Here is a 20,868-nt window from a genome sequence, read left to right as displayed (position 1 = left end):
TCGGTGGTGGCCGCCGGCGTCAGGCCCGCTCGGCGTCGCCGCGGATCCAGTAGAACTCGCGTGCCGGCGGGGCATCGGGTCCGGCGGGCGGCTCGTCGGCCTCGAACTCTTCGATGACCGCGCCGACGCGGCGGTCGAGCTCGGCGGCCTGCTCGTCGGTGAGCCGCAGCAGGCCCTTGGTGACGGTGGCACCGAACGGCTTGCCGGCGGCGTGCGGCCGGCGCAACAGCCGGTCGATCGACGTCGACATGTTGGCCACCACGGCCTGGGCGACGGCCGGCGACACGCCGCCCACCTGGTTGGCGAAGCCAAGATGCTCGGCGACCCGGCGCCACGGGCGCTCGCGACCGTCGTCGGATTGCCCCCGCTCGACGAGCCCGAAGCGCTCGAGTGCCCGCAGGTGGTAACTCATCGCCGACGGTGTGAGACCGACGACCTCGGCCGCCTCGGTGGCGGTCAACTCCCGCCCGGAGTACAGCTCCTCGATGATCCGGAATCGAGCCGGATGGGCGATGGCCTTGAACGCTTCTGGTTCGGACAGCGTGACCATGTCGCGATCGGCGTCAGCGGCCGCCGCGTCGGCAGCCGTCGCGCTGGCAGCGGGCCCGTTCTTCGGCACGACGTGGAGCGTAGCGGTTGACATCCGAAGTGTGAAGGAATACCTTCACATATTGTGAAAGAAACACTTCACGTCTCTCCCGACGCCGACATGGACGCAGTCCCGTCTGCCCCGCCGTCGATCTGGGCCCGGCGCGACATGCGGATCATCCTCCCCGCCCGGGCGATCAGCACGGCCGGCAGCGCGATGACGACGGTGGCGCTGCTGCTGCACCTCCACGACTCGGGTGCCGGCGGGCTGGCGATCGCCGCCATGATGGCGTGCACGGCGGTGCCGACGATCTGCGTGATCGGTTTGGCCGGCCGTGTCGCCGACGAGCGGGACTCACGCAATGTGCTCGCCCTCACCGCGATCGTCCAGACGCTCTGCTGCGTCGCCCTCGTCGGCAGCCAGCGGTTGTGGGTGGTCTACCCGCTGATGATCGTGATGCAGACGGCCGGCGCCTTCGCCGGCCCGACCTGGTCGGCGCTGGTGCCGCGGGCGAGCGGCGAAGGGCTCATCGGCAAGGCGGTGGCGTGGCAGCAGGGTCTCAACTCGGTCGCCGCACCGACGGGCATGGCCCTCGGCGGCTTCCTCGTCGGCCTCGGCGACATCGGCTGGGTGTTCGTCATCGATGCGGCCACGTTCGCCGCCCTCCTCGTCGCCGGGCTGCTCCTGCACACGCGCCGCAACGGGCCCGCCGAGCGCGAGCACGTGGCCCGTCACGGTGCCGACGCCCCTCGCCCGCCGAAGTGGAACGTCGGGCTCGCCGTGGTGCGCGCCGATCTGGTGGTGTGGCCACTGTTCGTCGCCCTGATGCCGATGGTGCTGCTCGTCGAGGGCATCAACCCGGCCGAGATCTTCCTGGCCCGCGACGAGCTCGGGGCCAGCCCGTGGCAGTACGGGTTGACCGACGTCTTCGCCGGCGCCGGCGCCGTGATCGGCTCCTACCTCGCCGCCCGCCGTGGTGGCGATCGGTTCTGGGTGCGGGGCACGCTCGCCGGCTTCGCCATCGCCTGTGCGTCGATCCTCACCAACGGCTTCATGCAGCACTTCTGGACGTACGTGGTCGTGCTGGTGGTGCTGGCGATCGGCAGCGGCCTCGGCAACGCCTGCCTCGGTGCGGTGATCATGACCCGCACGGCGGACGCCGACCGGGGCAAGGTGCAGGCCACGCTCAACGCCGTCGCCAAGGTGTTCTCGCTGGCTGCTCTGGCGATCGGCGGCGGGGCCGTCGGCCTGCTCGGACCACGGCCGGTGTTCGTCGCCGGCGGCATCGGTGGCCTCGCCGTGCTCGCCCTCGCCGCCGCCGTGCTGTTCCGCCGCACCGACCCGATCCCGGCCCCGGCCTGACGCCCGCCGCGCTCAGCGGAGACGGATGATGTTGCCGGTCACCAGCCACGAAGCCGGGGAGCACAGCCAGGCGATGACCTCGGCGACGTCGGCCGGGTCGGCGACGTGATGGTGATCGTGGCTGGCGGCGACGAACTCTCGCACGGCGTCGGTCACCCAGCCGGTGTCGGTGACCGGCGGGTGCACGACGTTCGCGGTCACGCCGAGCGGGGCCAGCTCGATCGACGCGGTCATCGTGTAGTTCTCCAGCGCCGCCTTCGCCGCCCCGTAGCTGGCCTCACCGGGGAAGCCGCGCGGCGTGCCCGACGTGAGCCCGACGATCCGGCCCCACGTCCCCTCGCGTGACGCCAGCCGACGGCCGAACTCGGCGATCAGCAGGGCCGATGCCCTGGCGTCGACCGCGAAGTTCGCGTCGAACGACGCGGCGGTCACCGCCTCCGTGGATCGTCCGAGGCCGTCGCTGCCCCCTCCCGGTCCGGCGGCGAAGCTGTCCTGGCGCCAGCCGCTGGCGTTGTTGACGAGGATGTCGACAGGGCCCAACTCCCGTTCGGCGGTGTCGAGCAATGACGCCGGCATCGCGGGGTCGGCGAGATCCGCCTCGACGGCGGCGGCCGTGCCGCCGGCAGTGCGGATCGTGTGGATCACGGCGTCGGCGCCGCGTGCCCGCAGCAGGCCGTAGGCATCCGGCGTGCCGGGCGACGCCCCGACGTCGAGCCGGAGGAACGTGACCAGGACAGACGCCCCATGTGCCGCCAGCGCGATCGCCGTCGCCGCGCCGATCCCGCTGTTGGCGCCGGTGACGAGCGCAACGCGCCCTGCGAGATCGTCGGTGTGGGCGGTCCTGTCCATCACGACAGTGTCTCCGATCGGCGCTCCCACGATCGATCGCGTTCCGCCGTGCAACCTGACGCTGCGCGGACACCGATCGTCCTGTCACTCCTCGACGATGTGGCCGACGACGAGCGGGGCGGGGTCGCCTCCGGCACCGGTCGAGATCGGGATCACGATCGTCGTCCCGTCCGGTATCTACCCTCCGGTCGGGCGGACCGGGTGGTTCGTCACCCCTACGTACGAACGGGAGGGTAAATACCCCACCGAAGCGTCCGGTATTTACCCTCCGGTTGGGACGGCGACCAGCGGTCGGCCCTCCGCCTCGCACGCCCTTTCCGCTCACCGCCCAGGCACTCTCCCGCGGCGACGCTCGGGCGATTGACTGAGGGGATGGCGAGACTGTTCGTGGCGGTGTGGCCGACGGACGAGGTGGTCGAGGCGCTGGCGGCGATCCACCGCAAGAACCAGCGCGGCGTGCGCTTCGTTCCGCCTGAGAACTGGCACGTCACGCTCCGCTTCCTCGGCGAGGCCTCCCCCGAGGCGGTGGCCGCGGCCCTCGACGGCGGCACCTTCGGCGCCACGACCGCCCGCCTCGGCCCAGCGGTCGACGTGATGTCGGAACGGGCCCTCGTCGTCCCCGTCGCCGGCGTGGACGACCTCGCCGCTGTGGTGACCGAGCAGACACGCCGTCTCGGCGAGCCGCCGCGCAAGCGGTTCGTCGGCCACGTCACGATCGCCCGCGTGAAAGCCCACGTGCCGATGCCGCGCTGTCTCGGAGACCTCGTCAGTGCCGAGTTCCCCGTCGCCGAGATCGCCCTCGTCGAGAGCCGGCTGCGCCCCGAAGGTCCCCGCTACGAGACGTTGTGCACGTGGCCGACCACGTCGGGGACCTCGACCGCGCCGAGTGAACCGGGGGCGCCGCCGGTCGCGCCTGCGCCGCCGCGGGACGGTCCGGGCGGCGACGAACGATTCAGTTCGGCGTGATCACGACGACGCGGTCGGCGTAGACGAACGGCCGCCGACGGACGAACGCGCCGATGCGCGCCAGGAAGCGGGTCAGCGTCGTCATCGCGCCGTACTTGGCCACGATGCGGCGCTTGACGGCGGCGAAGTCGTCGCCGTCGCTGACGACCTGCGCCGTCGCCCCGATTGCGTCCGTCCCCGGCTTCGCGCGGCCGCGGTTGTCGCTCGGCTGCACCTCGACTCTCGCCGTGTGGGCCAGGCGCTTGACCTTCCCGGTCGTCGACGCCGTCCAGAATCCCATCCGGCCGCCGTCGAGCGGGACGATCCACGTGGCGGTCGACACCGGCGTGCCGTCGCGCTTGAACGTGGTGAACCGCACGTACTTCTCGTCCTCGATCCCCATGCGCGCACTGTAGATCCGACGCGGCCACCGAGTCCCACGCCTCCGTCACCGGTGCCGATCCACGCCGGCCAAGCGCCAGACTGTCGGCCATGCGTCGCCGTCTGCTCGACAACCCCGTCGCCCGCACCGTCTTCAGTGCGTGGAGCTGGCTCGTGTTGGCCGTCGTGATCGTCGTGTGGCTGCCGCTGGTCGCGATCGTCCGCCTGGTCACCGCGCCGTTCGACCCGGGCCGCTACGCCGCCGGCTGGCTGTTCCGCAAGCTCACGGTGGTGCACCAGGTGCTCAACCCGCTGTGGAAGTTCCGCACGCACGGCACGCTCCCGCCCGACCCGCGGCGGCCCTACGTCGTGGTCTCCAACCACGAGAGCTTCGTCGACATCCTGCTGATCTCGCACCTGCCGTGGGAGATGAAGTGGCTGTCCAAGTCGGAGTTCTTCAAGATCCCGTTCGTCGGCTGGTTGATGCAGCTCGCCGGCGACATCCCGCTCGTCCGCACCGACGCCAAGAGCATCGTCCAGGCGATGAAGGAGTGCGGCGACCGCCTCGACAAGAAGGTGTCGGTGATGATCTTCCCCGAGGGCACCCGGTCGGCGAGCGGCGAGCTCGGTGAGTTCAAGGACGGCGCGTTCCGGCTCGCCATCGAGAAGCAGGTGCCCATCGTGCCCCTCGTGGTGCACGGCACGCGTTCGGCGCTGCGCAAGCACGATTGGCGACTCGGCGTGTCCGAGGCCGACGTCTACGTGCTCGATCCCGTCGACACCGCCGGGCTCGAACGCGGCGACGTCAAGCAGCTGCGTGAGCAGGTGCGTGCGTTGATCGCCGCCAAGCTCGCCGACGTCACCGGGACGTCCGGCGCCCCAGCGGCGGGGACCACGGCCGACGCGCCGTGACCGCCCACGTCGAGCCGGTCGGCTGGGACGGTGCCGTCAACGCCTGGCGGGTCGGCGAGTCGCTGTTCCGGATGGGACGCCGCGAGTGGTTGACCGACCGGGGATGGGCGGAGCTCCGTGCGGCCGGGGTCACGACGGTGATCGACCTCCGCAACGAGGACGAGTGGGGCCGGCGTCCCGCCGACCCTGAGGTGTCGGAGCGATCGTGGGCCGGCATCGACATCGTCAGCGCGCCGACGGAGGATCCGCGCAACGCCGAGTTCGCCGAGCTGTGCGTTCCGTGGCTGAACCACCCCCGGCACTACCCCGACGTGCTGCGCCTCTTTCCCGACCACGTCGCCACCGTCGTACGTGCGGTGGCGGCCGCACCGGCTGGCGTGGTGGTGCACTGTTCCGCCGGCCGTGATCGGACCGGGCTGATCGTGACGCTGCTGCTGGCCCTCGCCGGCACCGATGGCGCGACCGTCGACGCCCACTACGCGGCGGGGATCCGGGGGATCAACGACCGTCACCGCATCCATCCTCATCCCGAGCCGATCGAACGTCACCTGGACGGCGAGGAGCTGGAGACGAGCATCGCCGACAAGGTCGCCGCCCTGCGCGCCTTCACGAGCGGCCTCGATGCGGCGGACTATCTCGCGGGCGCTGGCGTCTCGCCCGCCGAGATCGCCGCCGTCGTCGCCAAGCTCGGACACCCCGCCTGACAACGACGGTTCATCCGAGTACGGAGGGACCCGCAGGGGGACCCTCCGTACTCGGGCGCGCTTCAGTACTCGGATGGGGAACGGCGCAGCTCAGCCGGCGATGGTCGCGAGCGACGACAGGACCGTCGGCACCAGAGTGGTGAGCACCTCGCCGGCGTCGTTGCGGGTGATCTCGTCGGCGTCGGCGTCGGCCAACAGCGTCACGCCGACCACGAACGTGCCGTCGCGCCACCAGGCGTTGCAGTACTCCTGCCCCGACACCGATGTGCAGGATCCGGCGATCGTGCCGGGCGCGACATCTTCGGGGGTGCCACCCGCGGTGAGACTCGCCGCTGCCACCATCTCCTCGGCCTCCACCACATCCAAGAAGGAGATGGCTTCGAGTCTGAAGGAGACGCCTTCGACGGTGAGGAGCGACCCGTCGGTACACACCAGTCCGGTCCCCAGTTCGGTGCCGTTCGTGGTCTCGAGTTCCTGGATGTGGGCGCGCCAGTCGTCGACATCGTGATCGATGCCGACAAGGTCCAAGGCGCCGGCGACTTCATCGGCCGTGGCCACCGGGCAGTCCAATCCGCTCGTTGCTCCCGCCGACTCGACGAACGACAGGAGGGCGGCCTCGGCGTCGTCGACCTGGCTGCCGTCGATGCCGGCGAGCTCGTCGCCCACCTGCGTCGCCCCGCTGCCCAGCGCGTCCAACACCGACGGCACGAGCTCGTCGACGACGACCGACGCCGACTGGCGGTCGAAGAACGTCTGATCCTCGATGTGGACCGCCACGACGAAGCCGCTGCCGTCGGTCCACGCCTCGTAGCAGTCGTAGACGCGGTCCCGCTGGACGCACCTCCCGATCGTCTCGCCACCGGCGGCGGGCGCGGCGATCGGCTCCTCGTCGGGGCTGATCCCGAGGTGGTCGGAGAAGTACGTGCCGAGCGTCGCGTCGTCACCGAAGTCGGCCACGGCGAGGGCCAGGTTCAACTCGGGGAACGATGCGTCGCCGGCCGCGCCGACGTAGCTGCCCGTGCACACGATGCCACGTTGGGGCCACTCGTCGAGCGGTGTCAGCGGGCCGATCCACTGGCCCCAGTCGCTCAGCGGGGTGTCGGCACCCGACGTCTCGAGCGCGGCGTCGACGGCGGCGACATCGGCGAGGACACACGGCTCCAGCGGCGCATCGAGGGGCGTGTCGGCGCCGCTGAGGACGCGGATCAGCCCGGCTCGGGCGTCGCCGACGGACGTGCCGTCGCTGGCGATCGCCGGCTCGGACGGCGGGGGCGTTGGAACGGCGCCGCCATGCGTTGTCAGGGTGGCGAGGACCTGCGGCAGAACCGCCTCGAGCACGGCTTGCGACGACCCGTCGGGAAGCTCCCTGACGTCCGACATCAGGCTCGTCCCGACGATCAGCCCGTCGAGATCCCAGAACGTGAGGCAGGCGCTGAGTCCGCCGTCGAGGAGGCAGCCGGTGGTCAGGGTGCCGCCGGAGATGCCGGGGATGTCCGCGTCGATCACATCGAGGGCCCCGAGGCTGAACCCGGTGACGATGCGGACCGCCCGCTCGTCGGTTCCGGCGTCGACGGCGAACAGACCGGCGGCGAGCTCGGCGTCGGAGTCGTTGGCGTCGCCGTCGGTGTCACCAGCACACACGATCCCCATCAGGTCGGGGTCGATGCCGGCGTACTCGGACCACTCGATCTCGGTGCCCCAGCCCCCGAGCTCGGCGGAGACACCGGCATCGGCCATCGCCGCCTCGAAGGTCTCGAGCTCGATCGCCGGGCAGCCGGGAAGGTCGGTGCTGGTGCTCGGCGACGCCGGCCTGTTGGCCTGCAACCACGTGGCGAGGCCGGCGCGCGCTGCGGCCAGATCGGCATCGCCGGCGCCGTCGGAGCTGTCTGCGGCGCCGGTCGGGTCGGACGCCGCCGGGTCGGAGCCGGATGCGTCGGCCGGGTCCGACGAGGAGGGCGGGTCGGACGGCGGGTCGGATCCGGCGAGCACTCCCACGGGTGCGGCGAGGGTGGCGGTGACAGCGACGGCGACGAGGCCGACCAGCGGGCGACGGGGAGGGCGCATGGAGGTCACGGTAGACGGCGGCGGTGGCCCGCCACCATCACGCTTCTGGGCGCGATCCGTGACGGTGAGCGTCACGGATCGCGCCCAGAAGGAGAAATGGCACGATCCGCGCCCAGAAGGATCAGTCGACGCGGGTGAGGATCCGCAGCGAGCCGGCGGTGGAGGCGAGGCGGAAGCGTCCGCTCTCGAGCGCCGGGAGGTAGATGTTCTCGTACGGCGGCCGCCCACCGTCGGCGGGGTCGGGGAACACGTCGTGGATGGCCAACGTGCCACCCATCGCTACCTTGGGCGTCCAGCCGAGATAGTCCGCGGTCGCGGGCTCCACACCGTGGCCACCGTCGATGAACACCAGCGCAGCGTCCGCCGCCCGCCAGTGCATCGCCACGGTCGGCGACTGACCGACCACGGCGATCGCGTACTGCTCCAGGCCGGCGTCCTCGAGCGCCCGGCGGAAGAACGGCAGCGTGTCCATCCGTCCCGTCCGCGGGTCGACCACCGACGGGTCGTGGTGCTCCCAACCGCTCTGATTCTCCTCCGACCCGCGGTGATGGTCGACGGCGAAGACCACCGTTCCCGCCTCCCGTGCGGCCGCGGCGAGCCAGATCGTCGAACGTCCGCAGTACGAGCCGACCTCCACGAACGGTGCGCCGGGAACGGCGACGGCCGCGGCGAGGGCCGCCTCGTAGAGCGCGTCCCCTTCGTCTGGTGGCATGAATCCCTTGGCGGCGATGGCGTGCCGGCGCCAGTCCGCCGACATCACGAGCCCCACGCCGCGCGCAGGGCGGGCAGGACGGAGTCGGCCAGGAGCGCCAGTTGCTCGTGCTGGTCGTCGATCGGGTGCAGCATGACGAACGAGTAGCCGTGGGCGGCGAGGCCGAGCACCTGCTCGGTGACCTGGTCGCTCGATCCGTGCACGGCGATCCCCTCGCCCAGCCCGGGCCGCCCGTAGATCGTGTGGAACTCGCGCTCGATGCGGCCGAGTGCCCGCTGCTCGTCGTTGTCGACCACGACGTACACCCGCTTCCCGATGGTGAACGCCGACGGGTCCCGCTCGTGACGCTCGAGCGCGGCGCGCATCCGGTCGGCCAGCGCCCCCGCGTCGGCGAACTTCGACATCCCGGCATTCGTCCATCCGTCGCCGTAGCGCGCCGCCCGATCGATGGCCCCGTCGCTGCCGCCACCGAACCACAGCGGCACACCGGGCTGCTGCACGGGTCGGGGGTTCACGTCGACGCCGTCGAGTTGCCAGGTCGGGCCGTCGAGCGTCGTCGGCCCCGGCTGCCACACCGCCCGCATCAGCTCGACCGCCTCGTCGAACCGACGGGCACGCCCCGCACGCGTCACCCCGTAAGCGGAGAGATGGTCCGGCTGCCCGAGGCCGATTCCGGCGATCAACCGGCCGCCCGACAGCTGATCGATCGTGGCCAACATCTGGGCCAGCTGGACCGGCACCTTGGACGGGACGACCAGCACCGACACCCCGAGCCGCAGCCGTTCGGTCGTCGCCGCGAGGTAGCCGAGCATCGTGAGCGGCTCGAGGCTGCCGGGATGTCCGAGGTTGCTGTCCGACAGCCACACGCTGTCGAACCCGAGGGCCTCCACGTGAGCGGCGGTCGCCCGGAGATCGCTCGCCGGGTCGGCGTACGACATCGCGATCCCGGCGCCCACGTGGAGGGTGCGGGCGGTCTCAGAGGTCACCCCGCCACGTTAGGGGTCGCCGAGGGCCCTCGCCCGGTCAGGCCGCGCGGCCGTGAGCATGCGGATCGAAGCCCGCCGGTGGCCGGTCGATGAACGTGGTCACCGTCGCCACGAGTCCGTCGGGATCGAACGTCAACACGTCGGTTCCCTCCGCGAACGACTCGCCGTCGCGGTGCAGCTCCCACCGCAATCGGGCGCAGTCGTTGTGCAGGTCAGGCTCGCCACGGGAGGTCATGGTGATCGCACCGAGCTCGAGCGAGAACTCGCCGGCCAACTCGACCAGGTCGTCGAGACCGGATCGATCGGCGAGCGGTGCGCGGTAGCGGACGTCGGGCGCGAACGTCTGGCGGCCGAGGCGGCGTCGATCGTCGCCGGGGGCATGGTTCCAGAAGGCCAGGTAGCGCTCGATCGCGGCGGCTTGGGGGTTGGTCGTGGGGGTCATGGTGTCCACGATGCGCACCGGCGCGTCGGCGTGTCGATTACCTCGGACGTAGTTGGCCGGCCCCGACGCGGTCGGCACGCTGGAGCCATGACCGTGGCGACCGAACCTGTCGGACACCTGGTGCGGACCTGGCGACAGCGACGCCGCCGGTCGCAGCTCGACGTGGCGATCGGCGCCGACATCTCGGCGCGCCATCTGAGCTTCGTCGAGACGGGCCGTTCGTTGCCCAGCCGGACGATGATCGCCCGGCTCTGCGACGAGCTCGACGTCCCCCTGCGCGAGCGCAACCGCCTGTACCTGGCTGCGGGGTTCGCGCCAATGCATCCGGAACGGCCGCTCGCCGACCTCGGATCGGCGCGAGCGGCCGTCGAGGCGGTGCTCACCGGGCACGAACCCAACCCGGCGCTCGCCGTGAACGCGCGGTGGGAGCTGTTGGCCGCCAACGACGCGGCGCTCTCGATCCTCGGGCTTGCCGACGGGCCGCCCCTCGACGAGCCCTTCAACGTCATGCGGGGCACGTTGCATCCCGACGCCTTGGCACCCCGGGTGGTCAACTACGAGCAATGGCGAGCCCACGTCGTACGGCGGATCCGGCGTCACGCCGCACGAACGGCCGATCCGGCGCTCAGCGAACTGGCCGACGAGATCGAGTCGTACCCGCAACGGGACGGGCATCGTGTCGACATCGACGACGTCGGCGAGGACCTCGTGATCCCCCTCCGGTTGCGCACCGACGGCGGTGAGCTGACATTCCTCTACACGGTCACCGTGTTCGGGGCGCCACGCGACGTGACGCTCGACGAGATCGCCATCGAGACGTTCTTCCCGGCCGACGCGGCCACGGCCGCGCTCCTTCGCGCAGCGGCGGACGGCGCCCGGCTCGCCGCGGCCCGATAGGCGCCGCCGCGGGTCACGCAGTTCGTGTGCTCCCGGCGTCGCGGCATCGCGACCGGAGACGGCTGAGAATCAGGATCGAGGCGTGAAACACGGCATGATCTGAGCGTGTCTGCCGATCGTTCCGCCGTCGACCATCTGATCGACCTCCTCGATCTCGAGCCGATCGAGGTCAACATCTTCCGCGGGCGCTCGTCCGACGAGAACCGCCTCCGGGTGTTCGGGGGCCAGGTGGCGGGCCAGGCGCTGGTGGCCGCCGCTCGCACGGTCGACGACATCAACCGCCACGTCCACTCCCTCCACGCCTACTTCCTCCGCCCGGGCGACCCGGCGGCGCCGATCCTCTACGAGGTCGACCGCCTGCGCGACGGCCGCAGCTTCACGACGCGCCGCGTCGTGGCGATCCAACACGGGGCGGCGATCTTCAACCTGCAGGCCAGCTTCCACGGCGCCGAGGACGGCCCCGACTACCAGCCCACGATGCCGTCCGGCCTCCCCGACCCAGAATCGCTGCCCGACTGGCACGAGCGCCTCCAGCCGTACCGCGAGCAGCTCGGCGACATGTTCGACCGGCCCCGACCGATCGACCTGCGCTACGTCGGCCCCGACCCGATGAGCCGGCGGGGAACGACGGCGGAGTCGCAGGAGGTGTGGCTGCGCGCCGACGGGCCGCTGCCCGACGACCCGGTGCTCCACGCGTGCATCGTCACCTACGCGAGCGACATGACGTTGCTCGACACCGCGATCCTCCCGTTCGGCCTGGCCTGGGACTCGCCCGGCATCCGCATGGCCAGCCTCGACCACGCGATGTGGTTCCATCGTCCGTTCCGGGCCGACGAGTGGCTGCTGTACAGCCAGCGGCCGATCTCGGTGACGTCGGCGCGCGGGCTCGCCGGCGGTTCGATCTTCACCCGCGACGGTCGCCTCGCCGTGAGCGTGGTACAAGAGGGGTTGATCCGCGTCGGCTGAATGGACAGGCCGCGCACTGGAGGCCTTCTCATGATCCGTCCCTGCGCCGCCGCCGTCGCCGTGGCATCTCTCGTCGTCCTCGGAGCAGGAGTCGCCGTGTCGGCGTCGACACCGCCCACCGATCCGGCGTCGTCGGCCGGGTCCGGGCCGCCCGCGGCTGCGACCCTCACCCCGTTCGCCGACGTCTCCTCACCAGTCGACCTGGCGTGGCGGGACGGGGACCCGGCGCTGTACGTCGTGCAGCAGGACGGCGTCATCCAGCAGCTCGTCGGTGGCGCGCCGACGCCGGTGCTCGACATCTCCGACCTGATCTCGCGTGGCGGCGAGCAGGGCCTGCTCGGTCTGGCGTTCTCGCCGGCCGGTGACCACGCCTACATCAACTTCACCGACGTCGAGGGCAACACCGTCGTCGCCGAACTCACCGTGAGCGAGGACGGCACGGCGTTCGACCGCGACAACATGCGCACCGTGCTGCAGATCGAGCAGCCCTACGGGAACCACAACGGCGGCGATCTGCTGTTCGGACCCGACGGCATGCTGTACATCCCGACCGGTGACGGCGGATCCGGCGGCGACCCCGAGGGCCGGGCGCAGAACCCGGCCGAACTGCTCGGCAAGCTGCTGCGCATCGACCCGACGCCGTCCGGTGAGCTCGGCTACACGGTCCCCGACGACAACCCCTTCGTCGGTGTCGAGGGGACGAGACCCGAGATCTGGTCGTTCGGCCTGCGCAACCCGTGGCGGGTGTCGTTCGATCCCGAGACCGGCGACCTGTGGATCGCCGACGTCGGCCAAGGCTCGATCGAGGAGATCGACGTCGCCCCGGCCACCGACGGTCTCGACGCCGGCCGTGGGCTCAACTTCGGTTGGAACGCCTACGAGGGCGATGCCGTCTTCGATGACGGCATCGTCGTCGAGGACCATCACGGGCCCATCCACACCTACGACCACGCCACCGGCGGCTGTTCGATCAGCGGCGGGGTCCGGGCCCGCGGCGACGGTGCCGGCTCGCTGGTCGGTTGGTACGTGTTCGCCGACTACTGCTCCGGGGTCGTCACGGCGCTGGAGATCCTCGGCGAGGGACCGGCGATCACGGCCGGACGAACGGTCGACCTGGCGACGAGCAGCTCGGTGACGGCCGTCGTCTCGGGGCCCGATGGAACGGTCTACGTGCTGAGCGGTGAGGGTGTCTTGGCCCTCACCCCGCAGTAACGGGGCGAGTCAGCCGACGCGTTCGAACTCGACGCGCCGGGCGTCGACGTCGACCGCGACGAGTTTGACGCGCACCTCGTCGCCGGGGTCGACGCGTGAGGCCTTGACCCGCACGAGCACGCCAGGCTCGGCGATCTGCACCTTGACGCCTCGATCGTCCTCGTCGACGACGATGCCGTCGAAGACCTGCCCTTCGTGGCCGGAGAGCAGGACCGCTTCGGCGAGGTCGAAGACGGCGGCATCGAGCCGTCCGGCGAGGCTGTCGGCCGCTTCCATCACCTCGGGCAGCTTGCCGTAGGCCTCCTCCACGGCATCGGGAACCGGGCGACCGTTGGCGACGGCGAGCGCCCCTTCGATCACATAGCGGTCGGCGAGACGCCGGAGCGGCGCGGTGGCGTGGACGTAGGTGGCCGCCATCGCCGAGTGCCACGGCGTGACGCCCTCGCGGAACGGCTCGTAGGACGCCCGACCTGCGGCCCGGCGAACGGCGAGGAGGAAGGCGGCCGTTCGGGGATCCCCGTGAGGCAGGCTGCGCTGGAAGTGGGCGAGCGACTGACCCTTGGGCCAGTCGAGGCCGAACGCCCTCGCGGTGTACCGGAGCCGGCGCGTTGCCCGATCGTCCACCTCTGGCATGACCCGGAACAGGCCGGTTCGGGCGGTCATCAGGGCGTCGGCGACGGCGAGGTTGCACGCGAGCGACATGCCGGCGTTCTGATCCTCGCTCTCGAGCCTCGGCTCGAACGTCAGCGTCCACCCGTCGTCGGTACGCACCAGGTCCTGCTCCGGAAACTCCACCCGAGGCGCCTCACGACGGTCCTCGGCGGCGACGATGCGACGCGACAGCTCAGCGAATCCGTCGGGCAGGTCGTCCGCGCTCACGTCCGTGTAGGCGAGCTTCGCCCGGCTCCTGATCACGGCCCGCTCCACCCCGTCGAGCGACGGGTTGCCGTCGCCGTCGATGCGCACGATGAACACGACGGCGGGTCGCGGGCCCCCGGGGAGGAGGCTCGCCGCCGACTCGCACAGCACCGTCGGGTAGAGCGGCGCCCGACCGTCGGGCAGGTACACCGTCATTCCCCGTTTCCAGGCCTCGACGTCGACAGGGTCATCGTGATCGACGAAGAACCCGACGTCGGCGATGGCGTAGCGCAGGACGATGTCGCCGCCGGCCACCTCGATGGCGAACGCCTGGTCGAGGTCGGTGGACGACGCCGGGTCGAGCGTGCGGAACTCGACATCGGTGCGGTCGACGTGCGACGCGGTGGGATCGCGGCGGGCCGCCTCGTCGGCCGCGGCCAGCACGTCCGGCGGGAAGTCTCCGGGGACGCCGAACTCGTCACGGAGATCGGCCAGCTCGTCCGTCAACAGGTCGGACGCGCCCGCCCCTCGCAACCGCACAACCATGCCGCCCGACCGTACCCGCCATCCGCACCCGCCCAACGCGCGGACACGAACCCGGAGACGAGCGACCAACGCGCAGTCGAGGAAGGCAGTGGGGATGGAACGCCCCGAGAGAGCCGAGAGTCGAGATGACGTCCCAGCAACTCTTCAGCGCCCCCGGCGCCCGGGCTTTGCCGGGCGCCGGGGGCCGCAAACCAAACTCGCCGCAGGCGAGCGAGCGAAGCGACGCGAGCCGAGGACGAACTCGCGGGCAGTGGGGATGGAACGCCCCGAGAGAGCCGAGAGTCGAGATGACGTCCCAGCAACTCTTCAGCGCCCCCGGCGCCCGGGCTTTGCCGGGCGCCGGGGGCTGCAGAACAGAACTCGCCGCAGGCGAGCGAGCGAAGCGATGCGAGCCGAGGACGACTAGCTAGCGTCTGGCGCCCATGAACATGCCCTTGAGGGCGTCGTAGTGCTCGATGACGTGGCCGGCGCCGAGCACGACGGCTTCGAGGGGTTGAGTCGACGCCCGAACGGGGACCTTCGTCTCGCGCTCGATGCGCTCGCGTAGCCCCTTCAGCAGGCCGCCGCCGCCGACGAGGTACATGCCCCGGACGAGGAAGTCCTGCGACAGCTCGGGCGGGGCCTTGGCGAGGCAGCGGATCACCGAGGCGACGAGGGACGACACGACGTCCTCGATGGCGAAGCGGATCTCCTCCGGGCTGAGGACGATCGTCTTGGGCAGCCCGGTCATCATGTCGCGACCACGCACCTCGGCCTGGCGGTCGTCGCCGGTGGGATCGGCCGAGCCGATCTCCTTCTTGATCTCCTCCGCGGTGCGCTCGCCGATGGCGATGCCGTGCTCGCGGCGGACGTAGTTCTGGATCGCGTTGTCGATGTCGAACGAGCCCACACGCACGGCCTCGAGGGCGACGATGCCGCCGAGGGAGATGACGGCGGTCTCGCTCGTGCCGCCGCCGATGTCGATGACCATGTTGCCGACCGGTTCGTCGATCGGCAGGTCGGCGCCGATGGCCGCAGCCATCGGCTGCTCGATCAGGTTGGCGTCGGCGGCGCCTGCCCGGCGAGCGGCGTCGGTGACGGCGCGACGCTCGACCTCGGTGATGGCGGAGGGAACGCAGATGACGACCTTCGGGCGCGTGAAGCGGGAGACGCCGACACGCTGGAGCAACAGCCGGATCATGCGCTCGGTGATCTCGAAGTCGGTGATGGCGCCACCGCGCAACGGCCGCACGGCGACGATGTAGCCGGGCGTGCGGCCGATCATCTGCCACGCCTCGTGGCCGGTTGCGAGCACTTCGCCGGTCTGCCGGTTGAGCGCGATGACCGAGGGCTCGTTCAGCACGATGCCCCGGCCCTTCATGTAGACGAGCGTGTTGGCAGTGCCCAGGTCGATGGCGAGGTCACGCGCCATCGACACGTCCCGGCTCGTCGGGGGGTGACTCGTGATCGAGACGCTGGACGCGGTCGACCACGGTGCGCCGGGCCTCGGGCGACAGGGCATCGATCTGGCGCTGGAACGTCGAGACACCGTCGGTGGCCCGGCGCCGGCGCATGGCGAGCAGCCCGAGCGCGACCACGACGACGGCCACACCGATGATGATCCAGATCATGAGGTCTGATCCGCTCCCGACGCCGACATCGCCGAATCTGCGCCGCCCGTCCGTTCGACGTCGGTGATGGCGGCGGCGTCCGTGCCCCACCCGGACCCATCGCTCCACGTCTCGTGCTTCCAGATGGGCGCCGCCACCTTCAACGTGTCGATCGCGTAACGAGCCGCCTCGAACGCCTCTGGCCGGTGCGGGGACGAGACGGCGGCGACGACCGCGCTCTCACCCAGCTCGAGCCGACCGATGCGATGAAGTAGCGCCACGCGGCCGATCGCCGGCCACCTCGTACGGGCCTCGGTCGCGATGGCGGCGAAGCGCTCGAGGGCGGCGGACTCGTAGGCCTCGTACTCGAGGCTCTCCACGCCGTCGCGCCCGTCGGCGTGGTCGCGAACGATGCCCGAGAAGAGCACGACCGCACCACAATCAGGGCGAACGGCCCAGTCGTAGATCGCGCCGACCGGGAGAGGTTGCGCGCTGATTGCGAACCACTCATCACCGGTCTCGGGAGGCTGCACGACGGCATCGTAGCTGCGGGGACCGGCGCGGCGGTCGCCTCGAGCGCGTCCATTCGGGCCGTCGCGGCTCTCCGACGACGTGACGATCACCCACCACCCACGTGACGATCACTCACCCACCCGCCCGGCCGACCCGCGGCCACGGCGTTCGAGTGCGTCGGTAGATTGCGGTTCCGTGACCGATCAGCCAGGAGGCGCCGGAGGGCGTGGACCGCTCCCCCCGCACGAGCGCGCGTGGCGGCATCCGTCGGAACTGGCGGCGCCGCCACTGGAACCCACCACCCGCGGTGGGCGCGTGCTGATCATCTCGACGGCGACCGTGAGCCTGCTGCTGGTCGGCGTGCTGGCCCTGCTCATGACGCCGTCGCGCACCCGCGAGGCGGACGACTCCGGCGTCGCCGACGGTGTCGATGATTCCGGTCTGGCGATCGTCACCGACTTCGTCACGTTCGCGCCGGCGGCCGGATCCCCCGACTCGGGCCCGGTCGGTACGGCGACCGGGCCGGTGGACGAGACGACGGTGGATGCCACTGACGGGCCGGCCGTCGTTGGCGGACGCAGCGCGCCGGACGACCGCATCGCCACGACGCCGGCGCCGAGCGTCGGCTTCGGCACCGGGCAGGCCACGAGCTCGGGCCTCGTGCCGTCGATCTCCGTCACCATCGCCGGGGCCGCCGTGGTGACGCCGCTCGGCAACGGCCTCGCCGTCACCACCGAGTCGGCACTCGGTGGTGCCGCCGGATCGTTCAACGCCGTTCTGCCCACCGGCGAGCGGGTAATCGCCGACGTCATCACGGCCACCGATGGTGTGGTGTTCGTCGCCGTCGCAGGGATGGACGATGGCATGGCGATCGCTCCCGAGGCTTCCGATCCCGGCTCCCTGTACCTGAGCATCGGGGGGACGACGATGCCGATCGACTCGAGGGCGCTCGCCTCGATGGTCATCCCCGAAGCCACCCCCGTGATCGACGTGGACGGCGATCTCGTCGGCCTGTGCACGTACGGGCCCGACGGCATCCAGGTGGTGCCCGTCGGGGAGGTCCCGGAGCTCACGGCGCCCACCGTTCCCGACACCGACGCCGCGCCGGACTCCGAGCCGGCGGTCTCGTCGTTGCCCCCGGCCGTCGACCCCGCCCCCGGCGCCACGTCGCCGGCGACCGAACCGGACGCGTCGACCTCCGTGGCGACGAGCGCGGCGGTCACCACGTCGACGTCCAGCTCGACCACGAGCTCGGTGCCCGGTCGCTGACCGGCGATGCCGACTGCTGTCAGCGTCGGCGGCGCCAGCGGCGGATCGCTCCGGCCACGCCGACGACGCCGGCGAGGGCGACGATCACCATCGCCCCGAGGGCGATCTCCTGCCTGCGCTTCGGGGACACCATCGTCCACCACTTGCCTTCTGTGCCCTCGACGTACGCCTGCTCGTTGGTCACCGTCGGCTGCCAGCCTTCGGCCTTGAGCCGGTCGTTGGCGACCACCCACGGCGCCCTGGTGTAGCTGCGCAGGCCAGGCGGGATCGGGCCTCGTTGGAATCGCCAGCGCAGGGCTCCGATCACCTCGCCGGCGCGGTCGGGAAGCTTGATCCTCGGCGGCTCGCCGGTGAGAGCCCGTACCCGCTCGCCGGCAACCCAGCCGTCGGGGGCGACGTTGTACACGCCGTCGAGGCGTCGCCGTACGGCGATCCCGACGGCGCCGGCCAGGTCGTCGAGGTGGAGGAACTGCGCCGGCGGATCCTCCTCGCCGAACCGTTGACCGAGCCCGGCGGCCAACGCCCTGGCGAGTCGCGACGAGCCGTCGGCCGCCATGGCCACCACGGGACGCAGCACGGTGACTGTTCGACCGGTCCGCTGACGGCGCCAGTGGTCGGCCATCGCCTCGGCGGCGGCGAGCTGCCGGGCGAACACGAAGTCGACGTCGGGCCGCAGGATCGCGTCCTCGGTGAGCGGGACAGGGTTGTTCGGCCAGGCCCCGTACACCATCGCCGACGACACCAGGACGAGGTGGTTGGCGTCACGCTCGATGGCCTCGGCCAGCGATTCGACCACCCCTTCGGTGATGTTCTCGCGCCGGCGGGCGCGGGCATCGTGATCGCCGCCGCCGACGTGGACGACCACATCGACCGACGCCGCGTCGTCGCCGGCCCCCTCCGCGCCCGCCGCGCCGGCGAGCACGACGTCGTGGTCGGCGGCGAGCTGGGCGAGGACCCGCCGCCCGAGGTCCCCGTCGCCGCCGGTGACCCGCACGGTGGTGGGGGTCACCGGCTCGGGGGCAAGGTGTTCGGCCGCGGTCGCCACGCCGCCGACGCTAGCTGCAGCGATCCCCCTAACCTGACGTGATGATCGCTGATCGATGCACTCCAGCGAGCGCAGCGAGCGTCCCGGAGTTGGAGCGGGTAGGCGACCGGAGCGCGAGGTGCCGAGGCTTCGACCGAGCCGGCTTGTCGGGTGGGCGGCGCGTCTGCCGGCATGGCCTCGCGAACGTCAGCGACGCGTGTCGGGGAACGCGATGAGCGGCGACGAACTCCCCGACCAGCCGTTCGACCCCTTCGCCGGGCTCCCGCTGTTCGGTGATCTGTCCAAGGCGCTGGCCGGCCAGGGACCGCTGAACTGGGACGCCGCCCGGCAGTTCGCCCAGCTCGGCGCGAGCGGCGGGGAAGCCGAGCCGAACGTCGGTCCCGACGTGCGGATCGCCTACGAGACGTTGTCGCGGATCGCCCGCATGCACGTCGCCGACGTCATCGGCGTCGAACACGAGATCGGCGAGATCCGGGCCGTGACGCGAACGCAGTGGGCGGCCGAGACGCTCGAGGCCTACCGGCACCTGTTCACCGAGATGGCCACGGCACTCGGTGCCGCCAACGATCCGGGCACCGACGTCGACGCCACCGCTGCGGCCGACCCGATGATGTCGATGATGGCCGGGCTCTCGCGCATGATGGCTCCCGCCATGGTCGGCATGTCGGTCGGCTCGATGGTCGGCCGCCTGGCCACGAGGGCGTTCGGCACCCACGACCTGCCGATCCCCCGGCGGCCCGAGCAGGTCACGCTGGTGCCGGCCAACATCGACGGCTTCGCCACGTCGTGGGAGATCCCCCTCGACGAGATGCGCTTGTGGGTCCTCGCCCACGAGATCGCCGGCTTCACGCTGTTCCAGGCTCAGCACCTCACCGACGCCCTGTCGTCGCTGGTGCGCCGCCACGTGGGCGGGTTCCGGCCCGACGCGTCGGCGATCACCGACAAGCTGACGTCCCTCGACGTCGAGGCGGACAACCCGATGGCGGCGCTGCAGCAGGCGCTCAACGACCCCGAGCTGTTGCTCGGCGCGGTCAGCTCAGCCGAGCAGCAGGCGCTGCGGCCCGAGCTCGACGCCCTGGTCTCGGTGGTGGTGGGCTACACCGACTGGGTGGTGGACGCCGTCGCCGTGCGCCTCGTCGGGGGCAATGCCCTGCGCATCGCCGAGGCCGTGCGGCGCCAGCGCGTCGAGACGTCGGCGGCCGACTCGTTCGTCGAGCAGCTCCTCGGCATCCGCCTCGGCGACCAGCAGGTCGCTCGGGGCAAGGCCTTCGCCCAGGGTGTCGTCGACCGGGCGGGTGACGCCGGTCTACTCCCCCTGCTCGAGCGGGCCGACGCCCTGCCGACGCCGGCCGAGGTGGACGCTCCCGGTCTCTGGCTGGCCCGCATCCAAGGCTGACCGCTCACCCTGACGGGATGGGCCACGCACATCCCGTCAGGCGGTGGGTCGCAGGGCTGCCGTGAGGCGCTCGATCAGGCGCTGCCAGTCGTCGTGGTCGGGGGCCGGCAGGTTGAGGGCGGCGGTCAAGGCCGAGCCGAGGCCGACCATCGTGATGAAGCGGCTCACCGCCTGCTCGGAAACGCCGGCGTCGACGGCGCCGGTGTGTAGGCCTCGCTTGACGGCATCGCCCATCATCGACTCGCTCTCGAGGAGGTGGCGGCCGACCAGCTCGGCCACCTCCGGGTGATGCTTCGCGGCGACGACCGCCTCGACGAACAGCTCGGCCTGCCGGCGCTCGCGCCGATCGATCGTGCTGCCGGCCACCTCGAGGAACTCGGTGACGTCCCGCACCGCGCCGGTGCCGATCAGCGCCTTGTACTGGATGCGCCCGTAGGCCTCGAGCGTGGCGGCGAACAGCTCCGCCTTCGACGCGTAGTTGGCGTAGATCGCGCCCGTGCTCAGGCCGGCGGCCCGGGCGATCGCGGCGACGCCGGCGCCGTCGTAGCCGAGGCGCGAGAACGCGTCGGCGGCGGCCTCGAGCAACCGCTCGCGGGTCTCGTCGGGGGCGAGCCCGGCGCGCCGACCCATC

22 protein-coding genes are annotated in these 20,868 nt (G+C 71.5%); 9 read left to right on the top strand and 13 right to left on the bottom strand.

Annotated features, from left to right (window positions below; translation table 11 throughout):
- Positions 1-19: 19 nt before the first annotated feature.
- On the bottom strand, positions 20-619 hold the full coding sequence (locus tag DN771_RS22760) for an ArsR/SmtB family transcription factor (RefSeq protein WP_162942293.1): 600 nt from the start codon (positions 617-619) through the stop codon (positions 20-22).
- Between the two features lie 54 nt (positions 620-673).
- Between DN771_RS22760 and DN771_RS22755 the strand changes: the two genes are divergently transcribed.
- The gene (locus DN771_RS22755; protein ID WP_162942292.1) at positions 674-1,951 is read left to right on the top strand and encodes an MFS transporter; all 1,278 of its coding nucleotides are present in this window, start codon (positions 674-676) and stop codon (positions 1,949-1,951) included.
- 12 nt (positions 1,952-1,963) lie between these two features.
- Here DN771_RS22755 and DN771_RS22750 read toward each other — a convergent pair whose 3' ends face one another.
- Positions 1,964-2,800: an SDR family NAD(P)-dependent oxidoreductase gene (locus tag DN771_RS22750; RefSeq protein ID WP_116999862.1), complete on the bottom strand. Its 837-nt coding sequence runs from the start codon at positions 2,798-2,800 to the stop codon at positions 1,964-1,966.
- A 372-nt stretch (positions 2,801-3,172) separates the two neighbouring features.
- On the opposite strand from DN771_RS22750, the gene thpR reads away from it, so the two are divergent.
- Complete coding sequence (gene thpR, locus DN771_RS22745) at positions 3,173-3,766, top strand: RNA 2',3'-cyclic phosphodiesterase (RefSeq protein ID WP_116999861.1); 594 nt, start codon at positions 3,173-3,175, stop codon at positions 3,764-3,766.
- Here the strand turns inward: thpR and DN771_RS22740 are convergent.
- On the bottom strand, positions 3,753-4,148 hold the full coding sequence (locus DN771_RS22740) for a PPOX class F420-dependent oxidoreductase (protein ID WP_116999860.1): 396 nt from the start codon (positions 4,146-4,148) through the stop codon (positions 3,753-3,755). The two genes, thpR and DN771_RS22740, sit on opposite strands and share 14 nt — an antisense overlap.
- 89 nt (positions 4,149-4,237) lie before the next feature.
- Here DN771_RS22740 and DN771_RS22735 point away from each other — a divergent pair, with 89 nt between their 5' ends.
- Positions 4,238-5,038, top strand: a complete 801-nt coding sequence (locus DN771_RS22735) for a lysophospholipid acyltransferase family protein (protein WP_116999859.1) — start codon at positions 4,238-4,240, stop codon at positions 5,036-5,038.
- Positions 5,035-5,742, top strand: a complete 708-nt coding sequence (locus DN771_RS22730) for a tyrosine-protein phosphatase (protein ID WP_205528732.1) — start codon at positions 5,035-5,037, stop codon at positions 5,740-5,742. Before DN771_RS22735 ends, DN771_RS22730 begins: the two co-directional genes overlap by 4 nt.
- A gap of 90 nt (positions 5,743-5,832) precedes the next feature.
- Here the strand turns inward: DN771_RS22730 and DN771_RS22725 are convergent, their stop codons facing one another.
- The 4 genes from DN771_RS22725 to DN771_RS22710 form a co-directional block, all read right to left on the bottom strand.
- Positions 5,833-7,806 (bottom strand): hypothetical protein, encoded by a 1,974-nt coding sequence (locus DN771_RS22725; RefSeq protein WP_116999858.1) that lies wholly within the window; start codon positions 7,804-7,806, stop codon positions 5,833-5,835.
- A gap of 121 nt (positions 7,807-7,927) precedes the next feature.
- Complete coding sequence (locus tag DN771_RS22720) at positions 7,928-8,563, bottom strand: class I SAM-dependent methyltransferase (RefSeq protein WP_116999904.1); 636 nt, start codon at positions 8,561-8,563, stop codon at positions 7,928-7,930.
- Positions 8,563-9,504 (bottom strand): LLM class flavin-dependent oxidoreductase, encoded by a 942-nt coding sequence (locus DN771_RS22715; protein ID WP_116999857.1) that lies wholly within the window; start codon positions 9,502-9,504, stop codon positions 8,563-8,565. Before DN771_RS22715 ends, DN771_RS22720 begins: the two co-directional genes overlap by 1 nt.
- Before the next feature lie 37 nt (positions 9,505-9,541).
- Complete coding sequence (locus tag DN771_RS22710; RefSeq protein ID WP_162942291.1) at positions 9,542-9,946, bottom strand: isomerase; 405 nt, start codon at positions 9,944-9,946, stop codon at positions 9,542-9,544.
- Between the two features lie 87 nt (positions 9,947-10,033).
- Here DN771_RS22710 and DN771_RS22705 point away from each other — a divergent pair, with 87 nt between their 5' ends.
- From DN771_RS22705 to DN771_RS22695, 3 genes are all read left to right on the top strand, one after another.
- Positions 10,034-10,843: a helix-turn-helix domain-containing protein gene (locus tag DN771_RS22705; RefSeq protein ID WP_116999855.1), complete on the top strand. Its 810-nt coding sequence runs from the start codon at positions 10,034-10,036 to the stop codon at positions 10,841-10,843.
- Positions 10,844-10,948: 105 nt separating this feature from the next.
- Positions 10,949-11,809, top strand: coding sequence for an acyl-CoA thioesterase (locus DN771_RS22700; protein WP_205528731.1), 861 nt, complete (start codon positions 10,949-10,951; stop codon positions 11,807-11,809).
- A gap of 30 nt (positions 11,810-11,839) precedes the next feature.
- Complete coding sequence (locus tag DN771_RS22695) at positions 11,840-13,021, top strand: PQQ-dependent sugar dehydrogenase (protein WP_162942290.1); 1,182 nt, start codon at positions 11,840-11,842, stop codon at positions 13,019-13,021.
- A gap of 9 nt (positions 13,022-13,030) precedes the next feature.
- On the opposite strand, the gene DN771_RS22690 is transcribed toward DN771_RS22695, so the two are convergent.
- From DN771_RS22690 to DN771_RS22675, 4 genes are all read right to left on the bottom strand, one after another.
- Positions 13,031-14,425 (bottom strand): RNB domain-containing ribonuclease, encoded by a 1,395-nt coding sequence (locus tag DN771_RS22690; protein WP_116999852.1) that lies wholly within the window; start codon positions 14,423-14,425, stop codon positions 13,031-13,033.
- Positions 14,426-14,831: 406 nt separating this feature from the next.
- A complete protein-coding gene (gene mreB / locus DN771_RS22685) occupies positions 14,832-15,836 on the bottom strand; it encodes a rod shape-determining protein (protein WP_116999851.1) in 1,005 nt (334 codons plus the stop codon).
- Positions 15,826-16,035 carry a hypothetical protein gene (locus DN771_RS22680; protein WP_116999850.1) on the bottom strand — a complete coding sequence of 70 codons (210 nt, stop codon included), beginning with the start codon at positions 16,033-16,035 and terminating at the stop codon, positions 15,826-15,828. The genes mreB and DN771_RS22680 overlap by 11 nt, the downstream gene beginning before the upstream one ends.
- Positions 16,032-16,547 carry a molybdenum cofactor biosynthesis protein MoaE gene (locus DN771_RS22675; RefSeq protein WP_116999903.1) on the bottom strand — a complete coding sequence of 172 codons (516 nt, stop codon included), beginning with the start codon at positions 16,545-16,547 and terminating at the stop codon, positions 16,032-16,034. Before DN771_RS22675 ends, DN771_RS22680 begins: the two co-directional genes overlap by 4 nt.
- 175 nt (positions 16,548-16,722) lie before the next feature.
- On the opposite strand from DN771_RS22675, the gene DN771_RS22670 reads away from it, so the two are divergent.
- Complete coding sequence (locus DN771_RS22670) at positions 16,723-17,796, top strand: hypothetical protein (protein WP_162942289.1); 1,074 nt, start codon at positions 16,723-16,725, stop codon at positions 17,794-17,796.
- Between the two features lie 19 nt (positions 17,797-17,815).
- Here the strand turns inward: DN771_RS22670 and DN771_RS22665 are convergent, their stop codons facing one another.
- Positions 17,816-18,841: an NAD-dependent epimerase/dehydratase family protein gene (locus tag DN771_RS22665; protein ID WP_162942288.1), complete on the bottom strand. Its 1,026-nt coding sequence runs from the start codon at positions 18,839-18,841 to the stop codon at positions 17,816-17,818.
- Positions 18,842-19,052: 211 nt separating this feature from the next.
- On the opposite strand from DN771_RS22665, the gene DN771_RS22660 reads away from it, so the two are divergent.
- Positions 19,053-20,237 (top strand): zinc-dependent metalloprotease, encoded by a 1,185-nt coding sequence (locus DN771_RS22660; RefSeq protein ID WP_162942287.1) that lies wholly within the window; start codon positions 19,053-19,055, stop codon positions 20,235-20,237.
- 36 nt (positions 20,238-20,273) lie between these two features.
- Here the strand turns inward: DN771_RS22660 and DN771_RS22655 are convergent, their stop codons facing one another.
- Positions 20,274-20,867: a TetR/AcrR family transcriptional regulator gene (locus tag DN771_RS22655; protein ID WP_116999846.1), complete on the bottom strand. Its 594-nt coding sequence runs from the start codon at positions 20,865-20,867 to the stop codon at positions 20,274-20,276.
- Position 20,868 lies beyond the last annotated feature (1 nt).

This window comes from Desertimonas flava, from assembly GCF_003426815.1.
Classification (GTDB): Bacteria; Actinomycetota; Acidimicrobiia; order Acidimicrobiales; family Ilumatobacteraceae; genus Desertimonas; species Desertimonas flava.
This window is presented reverse-complemented; position numbering and strand designations above follow the sequence as displayed.